This window comes from Serratia sp. CY81684, from assembly GCF_052166595.1.
Lineage (GTDB): Bacteria > Pseudomonadota > Gammaproteobacteria > Enterobacterales > Enterobacteriaceae > Serratia > Serratia nematodiphila.
In genome coordinates this window covers 525943-541615 of sequence record NZ_JBJNOO010000003.1, presented here as the reverse complement: position 1 = coordinate 541615, position 15673 = coordinate 525943, and the positions used below count along the sequence as shown (strand labels likewise).

12 protein-coding genes, 1 tRNA gene and 1 other RNA gene are annotated in these 15673 nt (G+C 60.3%); 9 read left to right on the top strand and 5 right to left on the bottom strand.

The window, feature by feature from the left end:
- Positions 1-16 precede the first annotated feature (16 nt).
- Positions 17-730 (bottom strand): 16S rRNA pseudouridine(516) synthase RsuA, encoded by a 714-nt coding sequence (gene rsuA / locus ACJ8QF_RS10440; RefSeq protein WP_265261011.1) that lies wholly within the window; start codon positions 728-730, stop codon positions 17-19.
- Between the two features lie 319 nt (positions 731-1049).
- On the opposite strand from rsuA, the gene ACJ8QF_RS10435 reads away from it, so the two are divergent.
- Positions 1050-2807, top strand: a complete 1758-nt coding sequence (locus tag ACJ8QF_RS10435) for a DEAD/DEAH box helicase (RefSeq protein ID WP_004935773.1) — start codon at positions 1050-1052, stop codon at positions 2805-2807.
- Positions 2808-2969: 162 nt separating this feature from the next.
- Complete coding sequence (rplY, locus tag ACJ8QF_RS10430) at positions 2970-3254, top strand: 50S ribosomal protein L25 (protein ID WP_004935776.1); 285 nt, start codon at positions 2970-2972, stop codon at positions 3252-3254.
- 84 nt (positions 3255-3338) lie between these two features.
- Here rplY and yejK read toward each other — a convergent pair whose 3' ends face one another.
- The gene (gene yejK, locus ACJ8QF_RS10425) at positions 3339-4346 is read right to left on the bottom strand and encodes a nucleoid-associated protein YejK (RefSeq protein ID WP_004935779.1); all 1008 of its coding nucleotides are present in this window, start codon (positions 4344-4346) and stop codon (positions 3339-3341) included.
- Between the two features lie 211 nt (positions 4347-4557).
- Here yejK and ACJ8QF_RS10420 point away from each other — a divergent pair, with 211 nt between their 5' ends.
- The 5 genes from ACJ8QF_RS10420 (at position 4558) to ACJ8QF_RS10400 (ending at position 7976) form a co-directional block, all read left to right on the top strand.
- Positions 4558-4785: a YejL family protein gene (locus ACJ8QF_RS10420; protein ID WP_004935782.1), complete on the top strand. Its 228-nt coding sequence runs from the start codon at positions 4558-4560 to the stop codon at positions 4783-4785.
- A gap of 9 nt (positions 4786-4794) precedes the next feature.
- On the top strand, positions 4795-6576 hold the full coding sequence (gene yejM / locus ACJ8QF_RS10415) for an LPS biosynthesis-modulating metalloenzyme YejM (RefSeq protein ID WP_280631381.1): 1782 nt from the start codon (positions 4795-4797) through the stop codon (positions 6574-6576).
- Between the two features lie 78 nt (positions 6577-6654).
- A tRNA-Pro gene (locus tag ACJ8QF_RS10410) sits at positions 6655-6731 on the top strand.
- 41 nt (positions 6732-6772) lie between these two features.
- Positions 6773-6891, top strand: a non-coding RNA gene (locus ACJ8QF_RS10405) — RtT sRNA.
- 728 nt (positions 6892-7619) lie between these two features.
- Complete coding sequence (locus ACJ8QF_RS10400) at positions 7620-7976, top strand: hypothetical protein (RefSeq protein ID WP_154871026.1); 357 nt, start codon at positions 7620-7622, stop codon at positions 7974-7976.
- A gap of 349 nt (positions 7977-8325) precedes the next feature.
- Here ACJ8QF_RS10400 and ttrA read toward each other — a convergent pair whose 3' ends face one another.
- From ttrA to ttrB, 3 genes are read right to left on the bottom strand one after another with little or no spacing between them, the layout of a single operon-like run.
- On the bottom strand, positions 8326-11397 hold the full coding sequence (gene ttrA, locus ACJ8QF_RS10395) for a tetrathionate reductase subunit TtrA (RefSeq protein WP_442537499.1): 3072 nt from the start codon (positions 11395-11397) through the stop codon (positions 8326-8328).
- Entirely contained in the window at positions 11390-12415 is a 1026-nt protein-coding gene (ttrC, locus tag ACJ8QF_RS10390) for a tetrathionate reductase subunit TtrC (protein ID WP_442537498.1), read from the bottom strand. Before ttrC ends, ttrA begins: the two co-directional genes overlap by 8 nt.
- Entirely contained in the window at positions 12412-13149 is a 738-nt protein-coding gene (ttrB, locus tag ACJ8QF_RS10385) for a tetrathionate reductase subunit TtrB (protein ID WP_131164960.1), read from the bottom strand. The genes ttrC and ttrB overlap by 4 nt, the downstream gene beginning before the upstream one ends.
- Before the next feature lie 229 nt (positions 13150-13378).
- Between ttrB and ttrS the strand changes: the two genes are divergently transcribed.
- Both ttrS and ttrR read left to right on the top strand, forming a co-directional pair.
- The gene (gene ttrS / locus ACJ8QF_RS10380; RefSeq protein ID WP_265261053.1) at positions 13379-15097 is read left to right on the top strand and encodes a tetrathionate respiration histidine kinase TtrS; all 1719 of its coding nucleotides are present in this window, start codon (positions 13379-13381) and stop codon (positions 15095-15097) included.
- Positions 15072-15671 (top strand): tetrathionate respiration response regulator TtrR, encoded by a 600-nt coding sequence (gene ttrR, locus ACJ8QF_RS10375; protein WP_265261008.1) that lies wholly within the window; start codon positions 15072-15074, stop codon positions 15669-15671. The genes ttrS and ttrR overlap by 26 nt, the downstream gene beginning before the upstream one ends.
- The last annotated feature ends 2 nt before the right edge of the window (positions 15672-15673 follow it).

The following is a 15673-nucleotide window of genomic DNA, read 5'->3' as shown; positions in this document are numbered from 1 at the left end:
AATCAATGATCGGTTATCAGTCCTGCAGGTGCGGCGCGCCCACGCTGGCGATCTCTTCTTCTGTCAATGGGCGGTATTCGCCCGGCACCAGATCGTCATCCAGCACGATGGCGCCGATGCGCTCACGGTGCAACGCGATCACCCGGTTGCCGACGGCGGCGAACATCCGCTTCACCTGGTGGTAGCGCCCTTCGCTGATGGTCAAGCGCACCACGTGTTCGTCGACCTGCTCCAGCGTCGCCGGCCGCGTCAGATCTTTCTCGTTGTGCAGTTGCACCCCTTCAGCGAAACGCTGCGCGGTGTCTTCCGCCAACGGGTGCTCCAACGTGACCAAATAGGTTTTCTCGCAGTGGTGGCGCGGCGACGTGACACGGTGCGACCATTGACCGTCGTCGGTCATCAGCACCAGCCCGGTGGTGTCGATATCCAACCGCCCGGCGGCGTGCAGCTTGTACGCGACCGGCTCATCGAGGAAATACAGCACCGTCGGATGATCGGGATCGTCGGTAGAGCAGACGTAGCCCTGCGGTTTGTTGAGCATGAAATAGCGCGGGCCGTTCTGCTGCTGCAGCGGATTGCCGTCGAACGCCACTTCTTGCTCCGGGCTCAGTTTGACAGCCCCGCTCTTCACTACCTCACCGTCCACGGTGACGCGTTTAGCCCGAAGTTCGCGCGCGACCAGCGCACGGCTGATGCCTAACTGCTGAGATAAAAACTTGTCCAATCGCATGGGATCTGCTTTGCCTGTCGTTGTTATGATCGCATTGATCGTATTGCCAAAATATGACGCCCGCCGTTGCACCGGGTGCAAATAGCAGGTTCAGGGGGGGAATCGCGTGGGGGAACAGCGATTGCTGTCACACAAGTATAGCGACACAACGCGTTGCCCGACAGAGGTAATTTTCACGCTTCTCGCACCGCGCGTGCGCAGAAGGCATAATAGTAGAAATTTTTCGGCCGCCCGGGGCGTAAAATGTCGCTGTTTCTGTGGGAACGGGGGCGACAAGACCTGTACCCGGCGGCCCATTCCACTCTACGGCGTTCATTTTATGGCCTTTACCCTACGCCCCTACCAACTGGAAGCGGTCGAAGCCACCATCAACCATTTCCGGCGGCGTCCCGAACCGGCGCTGATCGTGCTGCCGACCGGCGCCGGCAAAAGCCTGGTGATCGCCGAACTGGCGAAGCGCGCCCGTGGGCGGGTGCTGGTGCTGGCGCACGTCAAGGAACTGGTGGCGCAAAACCACGCCAAATACTGCGCCTACGGCCTGGAGGCGGACATCTTCGCCGCCGGTCTGCAACAAAAAGAGAGCGCCGGCAAAGTGGTGTTCGGCAGCGTGCAGTCGGTGGCGCGCAACCTGCCGCTGTTCGACGGCGCCTTTTCGCTGCTGATCGTCGATGAATGCCACCGCATCAGTGACGACGACGACAGCCAGTACCAACAAATCATCCAGCATTTGCAGAAAACCAACCCGCAACTGCGGCTGCTGGGGTTGACCGCCACGCCCTATCGTCTGGGCAAGGGCTGGATTTACCAGTATCACTACCACGGTTTTACCCGCGGCGACGGCGCCAGCCTGTTTCGCGACTGCATCTATGAGCTGCCGCTGCGCTATATGATTAAGAACGGCTTCCTGGTGCCACCTGAGCGGCTGGACATGCCGATTGTGCAGTACGATTTCAGCCGGCTGGAGGCCAGAAGCAACGGCCTGTTCAGCGAAGCGGATCTGAACCGCGAGCTGAAGCGGCAAAACCGCGTCACGCCGCACATTATCAGCCAGATTGTGGAGTACGCCGACGATCGCAAAGGGGTAATGATCTTCGCCGCCACCGTCGAGCACGCCCGCGAGATCCACGGCCTGCTGCCGAACGGCGAGGCCGCGCTGGTCAGCGCAGAAACGCCGCCCGCCGAGCGCGATGCGCTGATCGAGGCGTTCAAACAACAGCAGTTGCGCTATCTGGTCAACGTAGCGGTATTGACCACCGGTTTCGACGCGCCGCACGTCGATCTGATCGCGATCCTGCGTCCGACCGAGTCCGTCAGCCTGTATCAGCAGATCGTCGGCCGCGGGCTGCGGCTGGCGCCCGGCAAGGAGGATTGTCTGATCCTCGACTATGCCGGCAACCCACACGATCTGTTCACGCCGGAGGTCGGCGTCAGCAAGCCGCACGGCGACAGCCAGCCGGTGCAGGTGTTCTGCCCGGCCTGCGGCTTCGCCAATCTGTTCTGGGGCAAGTGCACCGAGAACGGCGATATCATCGAGCACTACGGCCGCCGCTGTCAGGGCTGGCTGGAAGACGACGACGGCCACCGCGAACAGTGCGATTACCGCTTCCGGTTCAAGAGCTGCCCGCACTGCGGCGCGGAGAACGACATCGCCGCACGCCGCTGCCATCAGTGTCAGGAGGTGCTGGTCGATCCCGATGACATGCTGAAAGCGGCGCTGAAGCTGAAAGACGCGCTGGTGCTGCGCTGCGGCGGCATGGAACTGCAGAGCGGCCGCGATGACAAGGGCGAATGGCTGAAGGCCACCTATTACGACGAGGACGGCACCAGCACCAGCGAGCGCTTCCGCCTGCAGACGCCGGCGCAGCGCAAAGCGTTCGAGATGCTGTTCCTGCGCCCGCACCAGCGTGCGCCGGGCGTGCCGTTCGCCTGGCACACCGCCGCCGACGTGCTGGCGCAACAGCAGGCGCTGCGCCATCCGGATTTCGTGGTGGCGCGCAAACGCGGCCAGTTTTGGCAGGTGCGCGAGAAAGTGTTCGATTATCAAGGCCGTTTCCGCCGCGCCAATCAATTGACCTGAGCGAACGGTCCCCAATCTGGACAGGTTTTCGTTGCCCTGCAGGCGGCTTTCCGTTAAAATGCCGCGCGCTTTACCTGGGCCTGCCCAGCGTTAAAGTGGATTTCCGAACTTGCTACTTGGGTCGCCTGTAGCAGGGTAAATTTTCTTTTAAGAGAAAAAACAATGTTCACTATCAATGCAGAAGTACGTAAAGACCAGGGTAAAGGTGCGAGCCGCCGCCTGCGTGCAGCAAACAAATTCCCAGCTATCGTTTACGGTGGCAAAGAAGCTGCAGTTTCCATCGAATTGGACCATGATTCTGTTAAGAACATGGAAGCTAAACCAGAATTCTACAGCGAAGCAGTAACTCTGGTTATCGACGGTAAAGAAACCAAAGTTAAGGTTCAGGCTGTACAGCGTCACCCGTTCAAGCCAAAACTGGCTCACATCGACTTCGTTCGCGTTTAATCGCTACGTTTTCGAACCTTTCGGGACGCCGAAATAAAGAACGCCGCAATTGCGGCGTTTTTTATTGTCTGCGATCCGGCGCGCTTACTTGCCGCTGCCGGTCCGGCGCTGCAGCTGATCGCGCAGGTTCGGCGGCGTGCCTCTGATGGTCAGCGTGTCGGTGGCCGCATCCCAGAAAATGCGCTCGCCCAACAGCATGGCGTCGAAATTCAGGCTGATGCCGCCGCCGCTGCCGGCAAATTTGGTCAGCTGGCGCAGCGTGCCGCGATCCGCCGGGAAGCTTTCCTCCAACTCATACCCTTGCTCGCTGGAGAACTGCATGAAGTCTTTCTCACCGACCGGCGACAGCTCCTGCGACAAGGCCTGCAGTTCAATCTCTTCGCCCGCCTGCAGCTGTTCGTTGCAGTAGCTGTACACCTGTTGGCGCACCGACTGGCGCTCGTTCTTGTCCAACTGCGCATCGGCACAGTAGTCGTCCACCGCCTGCAGCAGCCCGCGGTTTTGCGCCTTGGTGTCCAACCCTTCGGACGCCGCCAGGAAATCCATGAAGAAGTCGGCGACCTTGCGGCCTACGCGCCCGCGCAGGAAGGTCAGATAGCGGGTCGATTCCGGGTTGGTTTCCCATTCGGTCAGATCGATGCGCGCGACGATATCGGCGTTGTTGATGTCCAGATAGTGCGTGGTGTTGATATCCAGCTCTTCGTTGACGCGCATGCTGTTACGGCTGTTCAGCACCGCGATCAGCAAGTACTCCACCGCCAGATAACGGTATTGGCCGAACAGCACCACGCCGCCTTCGGCAAACGGATACTTCGCCAGTTCGTCGCGCAGGCGGCCGGTCGCCGCGCGGCTGAAGGCCAGAAAGTCCTTATCGTCCTTGCGGCAAGTGCGCAGCGCTTCCGCCAGTTCGCTGCCTTCGTTGAACAGGCCCAAGGCCTTGCTCTTGGCGCTGTAGACGCGATGCAGTTCCGTCATCATTTCTTCCACCGCCGCGTTGGTGGGAAGCAAGGTATCGCGCAACACCACGTCCAGCGTTTGCTCGTCCCGTTTCACCAATTGGTGCAGAGCGATCTGGTCGATATCCAGACTCATGATAAATCCTCCTGTTCTTTAGGCGCGTATTCAAACACTGAAGACCCCGCCCTGCAATACTAAAAAGCTGTGGCCAACCGGAAAGGCGCAGCGGGGCCCCGCCCCGGCGCGGGCGAACAATTTCCCGAATGACAGGAAGTGATAAAAGAGCGGAAAATCACTGCCCTATACGGTAAGATAGGGCACTTTGCAGATTACTAAGCGCAATTTTATGCCACAATCATCCCGTTACAGTGACGAACACGTTGAACAACTGCTCTCAGAGCTGGTCAATGTTCTGGAAAAACACCATACCCCCACCGATCTTTCCCTGATGGTGCTGGGCAACATGGTCACTAATTTGATCAACACCAGCGTTGCCCCCGCGCAGCGGAAAACCCTGGCGAGATCGTTCGCGGAAGCCTTGCAGGCTTCTGTCCGTGAAGATAAAGCACATTAATATTGACTTATGGTGACAAACCGTCAGCGTTATCGTGAAAAAGTCTCCCAGATGATCAGCTGGGGGCACTGGTTCGCCTTATTCAACATCCTGCTCGCCCTTGGGCTGGGCAGCCGCTACCTGTTTGTCACCGACTGGCCCGCATCCCTGCTGGGCCGGGTCTATGCCTTTGTCAGCCTGCTGGGGCATTTCAGCTTTATCGTGTTCGCCGGCTATTTGCTGGTGATCTTCCCGCTCACCTTCGTGGTGATGTCGCAGCGGCTGCTGCGATTTATTTCCGCCGCGTTGGCCACCATCGGGCTCACGCTGTTGCTGGTCGACAGTGAAGTGTTCTCCCATTTCCACCTGCACCTCAATCCGGTGGTGTGGGATCTGGTGGTCAACCCGGATCAAAGCGAGCTTTCGCGCGACTGGCAGCTGATGTTTATCTGCGTGCCGGTGATCTTCCTGGTGGAGATGCTGTTCGGCACCTGGAGCTGGCAGAAGCTGCGCAGCCTGAACCGCCGCCGCTTCGGCAAGCCGCTGGCGGCGCTGTTTATCAGCGCCTTTTTCGCGTCGCACCTGATTTATATCTGGGCCGACGCCAACTTCTATCGCCCGATCACCATGCAGCGGGCCAACCTGCCGCTCTCGTACCCGATGACCGCGCGCAAGTTCCTCGAGAAACACGGCCTGCTCGACCAGCAAGAGTATGAACGCCGTCTGGTGCAACAGGGCAACCCGGAAGCGGTGTCGGTAGAGTATCCGCTCAGCGATCTCAGCTACGGCGATAAAGGCAGCGGCTATAACCTGCTGATGATCGTAGTGGACGGCATTCGCGCCAAAGACGTGGCGCAGGACATGCCAACCCTGACCCGCTTCGCCCAGGAAAACGTGCGTTTCAGCGATCACTACAGTTCGGGCAACCATGCCGATACCGGGCTGTTCGGCCTGTTCTACGGCATTTCCCCGACCTATCTGGACAGCGTGCTCGCCGGCCGTAAGCCGTCGGCACTGATCAATGCGCTCGGCGATCGGGGCTACCAGCTGGGGCTGTTCTCCTCCGATGGCTTCAATGCCAGCCTGTACCGCCAGGCTCTGTTGACCGACTTCTCGCTGCCGACGCCGGCGCCGCAAAGCGATGCGCAAACCACGCAGCAATGGCAACGCTGGCTGACGGATCAGGGCGACAAAGAGCCGTGGTTCTCCTATATCAACTTCAGCGGCGCCGAGCCGACCGAAGGCGACAAAAAACCGGTTCCTGCCGACTTTATTCGGCGCTACCGCACCGGCGCGCAAGATGTGGACGCCCAGATAGGCCAGGTGCTGGACACGCTGAAACAGCGCGGCCTGCTGGATAAAACCGTGGTGGTGATCACCGCCGAGCACGGCGTCGAGTTCAACGACAGCGGCAAAGGCCAATGGGGCGCCGGCACCGCCTTCAACCAGGCGCAGCTGCAGGTGCCGTTGGTGATCCACTGGCCGGGCACCCCGGCGCAGACCATCAGCAAGCTGACCGGCCATAACGACGTCATGCGCACCTTGATGCAACGCCTGCTGCACGTGAAAACCGCGCCGAAAGACTATTCGCAAGGCGAGGATCTGTTCACCGCCCAGCGCCGCAACAACTGGATCGCCACCGGCGATGGCAACCAGCTGGTGATAACCACGCCGACACAAACGCTGATGCTGGACAACAGCGGCAACTATCGCGTCTACGATCAGAACGGCGATGAAATAAAAGACGAGAAACCGCAGCTTGCTCTGCTGTTGCAGGTGTTGACCGATGTAAAACGCTTTATCGCCAACTAACTGCTTAAAACTAAAGCAATCAAATGGCGAGGCGCTTGCATTAACATCGGGAATCGGTAGTATGATTTTTCATAGCGTCGGCATGTAGCGCAGCCTGGTAGCGCACCGTCATGGGGTGTCGGGGGTCGGAGGTTCGAATCCTCTCATGCCGACCAAATTCAAGAAAACCTGCTGTTACAGCAGGTTTTTTTTTCGTCTGCACTTTGAGAGGATGAGAATCTCCGAAGGAGGTTTAAGCCGAACGAAGTAAGACCACGTTGCTTTAGCAACGGCCCGCAGGGCAAGCATCGAAGATGCGCAAAGAACCAACAATCAAGATCTGGCGGGGGCGGTCGACGTGCCGGCGCTAGCGCCCCCATCGGCGACACGAACGCGCTACAACACGGCGAGCGAAGCCGGCGGGCATTCTTGCCGCTGTTCGATGGCGAGACATTACTCCGCTGGAGTCCTGCGAATTTGCCATCTGGTAATTGCCGAGTGTGTGGAGGGCTGTGGCGTAATATCCCCATCCCCTGCCTCTGACTCGCAGCCTGTCGCGTACCGATGCTGCTGGACGGCATCATGCGGCAACATACCAATGGCATGGTTCGGCTGGAGAAATCCGAGGCCAAATTAACGCCTGACATAGCCAGATTGGAATTGGTGCGGACAAGGGTTCGCCTTGCTCAAGCAAAAGCCGCCAGGCGCTCAGTAATATTTTGATCGAAGTCTGACAGGGCGCGAAGCCCCTCCGTAGCATAATGAGTGCGAATTCCCTTTTGTTACTTTTAAGCCCCCCTTTAATGCGGTTGCCTAACTTAATTCATTCATTTTGGTACGCGCACCGAAGCAAATGATAAATATGAGTACGATACCTACCAGCTGCGGCCAAGTTACACCACAAAAGAGTTAATTCATAAAATACTTTTATACTTAACGCAATAATATTTCGTGATAGCTATGAGCAATTAATTTAAATTTGACTACCCGCTGAAAATAGCTAATCATAAAAAGCCTTACAAAGGTTTGTACAAGGTAAACTTATTAATCAAAAGGAGTTATTTATGAAAGTCATTGATTTCTCAATGCTGGATTATATTGCTGGTGGCCGTGGCAATAATGGCGGTGACCGTGTTGATAATGGTGGCAGAACTAGCAACGGAAAAAGTGGGAGAAGTAACAATAGCAACGGTAACTATTACTCAAAACAAGGTGATGCCATAACCAATTGTAATAACGGCATTATCGGTGGGATGATTGCAGGATCGCTCGGAGGAGTACCGGGTCTCGCTGTTGGGCTTATCGGCGGCGCAATAGCTGGCGGTTGCTTCAATAATCAAGGTTCCAATGGGGGGCAGAGTAACAATGCAGGCAGTAAAAACAATTGCAACAACTCAATAGGCGGTTCTTGTAAGGTTTAACTTTACCTTCAAGAACATAACATTACAATATCAGACAGGACTAAGACGGTGACAAGGATTATCAGTTCATTAATTGTGTTTTTATCCATCCTGGCCGGTTCTTTTTTTCTGAGTGGTGCTGGGGTAATTGGTTACCAACCGTGGTTTTCTGCACCCGTGAATTTGTCAAAATTTGTGATTATCGTTGTCACCTACTGCTCTTTTGTTTACGGCGCATTAAGTATTTATAGAAAACTTAAAAAATAAACCCCATAAGAAAGCCATAAAACAGGCATGCCATTTAGTTTTGGGTTAAAGAATAGAATTAACTATAAATTAACCCTCGATAATTCAGTTTTTCGTCTGCCGTTTACGCGGAAAGTTTGACGATCGCCGCCGGAATACCCTGACGCACCGCCGCACCGGTCACCCAATCCAGCCAGGTATTCGGCACTTCGCGCGTCGGATCGGCAAACCCCAGATCGTTGAGGTTGATGCCGGCGGCGATGCGCTCATCCATCGCCAGCGGTTCGCCATCCAGGTAGTGCTGGCTGGCCCCCATCTCCCGGTGGCCGTAGCCGTGTTCCACCGCGATCACGCCGGGCATCACCCCCGCCAGCAAACTGATCTGCGCCTCGCGGCTGCCGCCCGGCGTGCTGATGCGCACCCAATCACCGTGTTGAATGCCGAAACGCGCTCCGTCCGCCGGGTTCAAGGCCACCAGGTTCACCGGCTTCACGTCGTGCAGGCGCCGGATCACTGCGGTGGAGCTGCTCATCACATTCGATTTGAAGGACATCAGGCGCAACGGCCACTGCCGTTCTGGGTAGAGCGCTTCCACCGCGCGGCCGTCCGACAAACGCGCCGGGTAGCAGGTGGGGCAGCCGCTGAAACGCTCGCCGGTGATCGCATGCCGGTGCTTCGCCACTTCCGCATTCCAGATCTGCAGCGGTTTCTCCCAGCGGTTGCCCACGCTGCCGTCGCGGCGGCCACTGTCGTGATCGGCGAAGCGGCCGCCGCGGCTGTAGATAAACGCCACGCGGTCGATCTCATCGGCGCGCAGCGTCTGCGCCAGCTGCGGCAGCAAGCGATCGACACCGCTCAGCGCCAGTTCGTCCGCCCTCGCGGCCGGCACCGGCGCCTTGCCGGCAAACGCCACGTTGGCGGCGGCGCGCAGATAATAATCCTCGGCACGGTTGAGCGGCAGCAGCCCGCCCTGGCCGTCGCCGATAGCGCGATCGCCGAACCCCGGCAATGCCAGGCGTTTGGCGACGGCAATGCAAAACGCCTCCATGGAAATCGGCTGCCCTTGCGCCGTTTGCGCAGTCGCCGGCGTCACTATCGGCCAGCGCGCGGTGGTAGTCTTACTGGCGACGCCGCCCCAGGGGGCGCTGAATCCCCAACTCTCAAAATTATGGGTGTCCGGGACGATATAGTCGGCCAGCGCCGTCGTTTCGTTGATAAACGCATCGATAGCGATAAACAGCGGCAAACGCGCCGGATCTTTCAGCCGCTCCTCCGCCACGCCGCGCAACCCGGCGATACCGTACAAGGGGTTGGTCATGTTCGAGATCCAGGCTTTCAGCCCATACGGGTACCCTGCCAGCGCCGAGGTCAGCAGCTCGGTCAACTGCCCGGCGACGAACGGATACCAGGGCGCCCTGGCCGGCCAGGGCGAAACGCCCGCCGCCACTTTTTCGCGGTATTCGTCGGAGGTTTCATAGGCGGCCTTGCTGCGCGCGATATTCAGCCCTTTCGGTTTTACCAGGCCAGGAAACTCGACCAGGTTATAGCGCGGCCCCTCGGCGAAGCCGTTGAATTTACCACCGCCGACGAACACGCCCCCCGCCAGGCTCAGGTTGCCGATCAGCACGTTAAGCATCATCACCGCCCAGGTATTGTAAAACCCGTTCGCCGCCATCATCCCGCCATGGGCGATCACTGCCGCCTTGCGCCCGTGGCCGGTAAAGGCCTCGGCCAGTGCCGCGATGCGTGCCACCGGCACGCCGCATTGCCGGCTGTACACCTCCGGCGACAGCTTGTCCGCGGCCTCTTTCAAACACTGGAAGCCGCTTTTCACCTCCACCTGCGCGCCATCGTGCAGCGTCACCGTACGGGTTACCCACAGCTCGGCGCTGTCGCACGTCTCGGCCGCCACCAGCTCACCCGCGCCGTTGACCACCAGCGGCGACGCCGACCCGGCGCCGTTGAGATCGGCCAGCGTCAGATGCTGCCCCGCGCGCGGATGCTCGCTCTCGGCGATCACCAGATGCGTGGCATTGGTCCAGCTCTTCTCGCCGGCGCGTTGCATGGCGGCCTCCGACGGGATGGCGAGATAATCGGCCTGATAACGCCGGTGGTCGAGGATCCAACGGATCATCGCCATCGCCAGCGCCGAGTCGGTACCCGGCAATATCGGGACCCAATGGCCATGATCGTCCGCCAACGTGGTGGTCAGCGGCAGCGCCGGCGCCACCACCGCATAACGGAATTCACTGCGCAATCTGGCGCTGGCCAATTGCCGGGCCTGGCGCTTGAACGGGTTGCCGGACTGCGCCGGTGAGGTCCCCATAAACAGCGCGAATTCGACCTGTTCCCAGTCCGGTTTCACGTGCGGGTTCTTGTCCAGATCGTTCATCAACGCGCCGGAACCGGCACGGTAGGCCAGCCCGCAGTAAGCGCCGTGCGCGCCGAAGTTTTTGCTGCCGAAACTGTTCTGGGCGAAGCGCCGCAGGAAGCTATCGCGCCCGTCGTCACCGGCGTTGGTCACCAATAGCTGGTTGGCTTTCGGCCCCAGCCCCGGCCGTCGGGCATCGATCGGCGTCTCCAGATCGCGGATCGCCCGCAGGCCGTCCACATGCCCCTCGCCGAACAGATTGCCGCCCTCCACCACTTCGGCGATCAACTGCTCAAAGCTGATGCGCTGCCACTTGCCCTCGCCGCGTTTGCCGACGCGCTTCATCGGCTCCAGCACGCGCATCGGGCTGTAAAGCCCCTCCAGCAGCGTGGCGCCGCGTGCGCAGGCGGTGGAGCGGGCATCGAGGCCGCGTTCGCCACCCAACTGCGCCAACGCCTCCTGCAGCGGCAACGCAGAGTCGACGTGCCGTTCCTGAGACAGCGGATGATAAGGGTTGCCGGCAATGCGCAATACCCGGTCGGTCTGCCTGTCCACCCGTACCCGCACGCCGCATTGCGTCCAGCAACCAAAACACTGGGTCATCGAGATGGCCTGTTGCGGATTGCCTTGCCATTCCGGCATTGCCCGCCCTTCGGGCGGCAGGGAGTTACCGTTGATGCGATCCAGAGTCACCCACCCTGAGGTGCCGTGAATCAAGCCGTCGATCGCCCGTTTGGCGACTTCACGATAGCTCAGGCCGAAAGCGGACAATCCGCCGAAGGCCAGGCCCACTTTCAACCACTGACGCCGGGTGAGTTTAGCCATGTTGTTTTCTCCGCAGTAAAAACGCCTGTGCTTCACGCACCATGATCATTAACGCCAGCCACAAGCCGAAGGTGCCGACGATCGCCAGCAAACCGTCGGTGCCGAGCGGCAGGCTATAAGGGGAGTTAGACGCGTTGTATTTCGGAATGGTTTGTACCTCGATCAACAGCGTCCAGCGCATCAGCCAGCTCAGCACCAGAGCACCGGCCACCAGCAGCGGCGCGCCGCCGCGCGGCAAGCGCCGATAGCCGGCCCAGGCGGCGCACGCCAGCGTCAGCCCCCATAGCGCAATCCATCCCGCGGCATACCGGCGCGCCATCGCCTGCGTCTGCAGCCAGTGGCGTACCGCCGCGCCGGATAACATATCGCCGCATACCCACAGCAGGATCGCCCCGCCGAGCAGCAGCAGTGTCAGCAACATCCCGCGCGCCAGCGGCGCCTGCAGACCGGGCCGTTCGCGCATCGCCAGCAGCAGCAAAGCCAAGAGCGCCTGCAGCGCGCTGAGGAACATCACGATCGGAAACCCGTAGCTGAACCAAATTGGGCGGGCGCGCACGATGGAAACCTCTCGCCCGGTGTACAACAGCAGGCCGATAGCCAGCAGCGCGCAGGCGGGCGCTATCCCACGCAACAGCGCAACCGGTCTGCCCGTCAGCCGCGTAAATTCAATCGCGATAAACCACAGGCCGATCAGCAGGGTAAACAGCGGCAAGAACAGCGCGCCCCACGGCATCCACGACCAGGGCGTCGGGTAGGCGTAGAAATGCCAGAAACGGGCGGTTTGATGCAGGTCGGCGGTCAACGCCAGCGGCGCGGTAATGGCACACGTCAGCCCGATAAACAGCGCCATGCGCTCCAGATGCGCGGCGTTATCTCCACCGCGCCAGCGCCACACGCAGGCCAGCAGCGCGGCGCAGGCGGCGATGCCGATAAAGAAAAAATATTGCACGGCCCACGGCAGCCAGCTCACCGCCTGCGGCTGGCTCAGCACTTCTGCGATCATCAGTTGGCGGCTCATCGTCTTTCTCCCCATAAGGCGACCTGCGCCCGCCCCGGCAGCGGCGTGACGAAGGCATCATCCAGCCCCAGATAGAACACGTGGGGCGCGGTTTGGTTCTCCGGCTTGAGGACTTTTATCTCGGCCTCGTGGCGCCGCAGCAGCTTGCTCAGCGTGCTGTGCGGATCGCGCATATCGCCGATAATCCGCGCTCCTCCCACGCACGACTCCACGCATGCCGGCAACAATCCCGCCTCCAGCCGGTGCACGCAAAAGGTGCATTTGTCCGCCGTTTGGGTCGTGTGATTGATAAAACGGGCATCGTACGGACAGGCCTGTACGCAATAGGCGCAACCCACGCAGCGTTTGTTGTCGACCACCACGATCCCGTCCTCGCGCTGAAAGGTGGCCTGTACCGGACATACCGGCACGCAGGGCGGGTTGTCGCAGTGATTGCACAGCCTGGGCAACAGCACGTTGGTCGCAGCGGCTTCGCCTTCGAGGCTGACCTGATACTGGTTTACCGTGGTGCGAAACTCCCCGTGCGGCGTCTGGTTTTCAATGGCGCAGCTCACGGTACAAGCCTGGCACCCTACGCAGCGCCGCAGGTCGATCAGCATCGCGTAACGGCGGCTCGCATCCCCCTCGCGCCGCGTCGGTGCTAACGTCAGCCCGGCCTCCGCCACGGAGATCAGCGAAGCCCCCGCCGTCAACACGCCCAGCCGCTGTAAAAACTGCCGTTTACCGAAATCCATGCGCCTCTCCCACGTCCTGGGCATCACCCCGATCACGCTATTGATGCCCGTTAGATGAATAAACAATGTCGATGATTTACAGTGTAAAAATGACATTGGGCTCAGCTCTATTGTGGTTAACCACATACCGGACCTAACGTTGATCTAAAACAAGTGACGGCAGGCAGATTGCCCATCAGGAGGGGCCGTGAGGGTCGTGTTATTACTGCTGCTCAGTCTCGGCTGGGGGATGGCGGCACAGGCGGGCGAGTGGTCGGTCGGCGTACTGGCGATGCGCGGCGATGCGGCGACCGCGCGTGACTGGCAGCCGCTGATCGACAGGCTCAACGGCAGCGTCGGCGGTGAGCGCTTCCGCCTGCAGCCGCTCGATCTGGCGCAGATGCGCGAAGCGGTCAATCGGGGCAGCGTGCAGTTCGTGGTCACTAATCCGGCGCAGTTCGTGCAGTTGAACAGCCACTATCATCTGCGCTGGCTGGCGTCGTTGCGCGCCGCCAACGGCGATCGGGCAACGGGCAACATCATCGGCAGCGTGATTTTGGTGCGGCGCGACAGCGGCATAACGACGCCGCAGGCGCTGATGGGCAAAACGGTGGGCGCCATCGATCCGCAGGCCTTCGGCGGCTATCTGACCGGCTATAAGGCGCTCAGCGATGCCGGTATGCGGCCCGAGCGCGATTTTCACCTGCGCTTTACCGGTTTCCCTGCCGACGCCCTGCTCTATCTGTTGCGCGAGCGCGCCATTCAGGCCGCTATCGTTCCCGTCTGTCTGCTGGAGAAAATGGGTCAGGAAGGCTTGATCAACCCGTCGGATTTTCGCCCGCTGTTGCAACGGCCCACATCGGTTCCCTGCGTCACCAGCACGCCGCTTTATCCCAACTGGTCGTTCGCCGCCCTGCCCGGTCTGGATAACTCACTGGTGGATGCGGTGGCAAGAGCCTTGCTGACCGCACCGCCGCAGTCTCCCTTTCAGTGGGGCGCACCGGCCTCGACCAGCGCGGTGGAAGCGCTGCTGCGCGCCGTCAATCAGCACCCGGAACAGCGGCGCCTGTGGCTGGATATCAAGAGCTGGCTGATCCAGCATCAGACGGCCGTCAGCCTGTCGCTGGCGGTGCTGGCGCTGTTGATCGTCAACCATATCTGGATCGCGCTGCTGGTGCGCCGGCGTGGGCGACAGCTGCTCCATGCCGGAGAACAACTGCGCCGTCAGGAGCAGGCGCTGGAGAACGCCAGGCAGTTGAACGTGCTGGGAGAGATGGCCTCCGGCTTTGCGCATGAGCTCAACCAGCCGCTGGCAGCCATTCGCCACTATGCGCAAGGGTGCCTGATCCAACTGCGCAAAACGGACGCCGGGCACCCGCTGCTGACGCCGCTGGAAAATATTGATCGGCAGGCGCAGCGCGGCGGCGAGACGATTCATAACCTGCGCCAGTGGGTGCAGCCCCCCACCGAGAAGGTAGACAAGGCGAGCTGGCGCCCCATCGCGGTGAACGAAACCGCCGAGCGGGTGTGGGCGCTGCTGCGCCTGACGCAGCGCTATCCCGACCTGAAACTGTTCAACAACGTGGCGCCTTCGCTGACGCTAACCCTGCCGCCGGCGCTGCTGGAACAGCTGCTGGCGAACCTGCTGCTGAATGCGGCGCAGGCCGGCGCCAACGCCGTCTGGCTTTCCGCCGACGAGCACGAACGGGCGCTCGATGTGCGTTTGCAGGACAACGCGGGCGGGATGAGCGCGGCCGGGCTGGAGCAGGCTTTCCGCCCCTTCAACACCACCAAGACCGGCGGCATGGGGCTGGGGTTGGCCATTTGCCGCCGCCTGGCCCGGTATGGCGGCGGCGAGATCCAACTGGCTAACCGCCCCGCCCCCGACAGCCGCAATGGGCTATGCGTCACCCTGCATTTCATATTTAACGATGAGGAAAACCATGTCGCTAATTCATCTGGTGGATGATGACGTCGCCGTCACCGACGCCTGCCATTTTTTACTGACCAGCCTCGGCCACGACGTGCAATGCTGGAATGACAGCACCGACTTTTTGGCGCAGGCCGATCTGTTTCAGTCCGGGATCGTCTTGCTGGACATGCGGATGCCGAAGTTCGATGGCCACCAGGTTTACGGGGAGCTGCGCCGCCGCGGCGGCACGCTGGCGGTGGTGTTCCTGTCCGGCCATGGCGACGTGCCGATGGCGGTGGAGCAGATGAAGTACGGCGCGGTGGACTTCCTGCAAAAACCGATCGCCGCTGAACCGCTGATCGCCGCCCTCGAACGGGCGCGGCAGGTCTCGGCCAAAGCCTGGCGACGCCATGAAACTTGCGGCCGCTACCGCACGCTCACGCCGAAAGAACGCGACATCGCGCAGCTGGTGGTGCGAGGCATGATGAACAGGGAAATGGCGGAGCGGTTGAATATCGCCCTGCGCACCGTAGAGGTTCACCGGGCGAAAGTGATGGAGAAAATGCAAGCCGCCAGCCTGGCGGAATTAGTGATTCAGTTGCAGGGGTTACCGCACGCCGCGCAAGAATGATC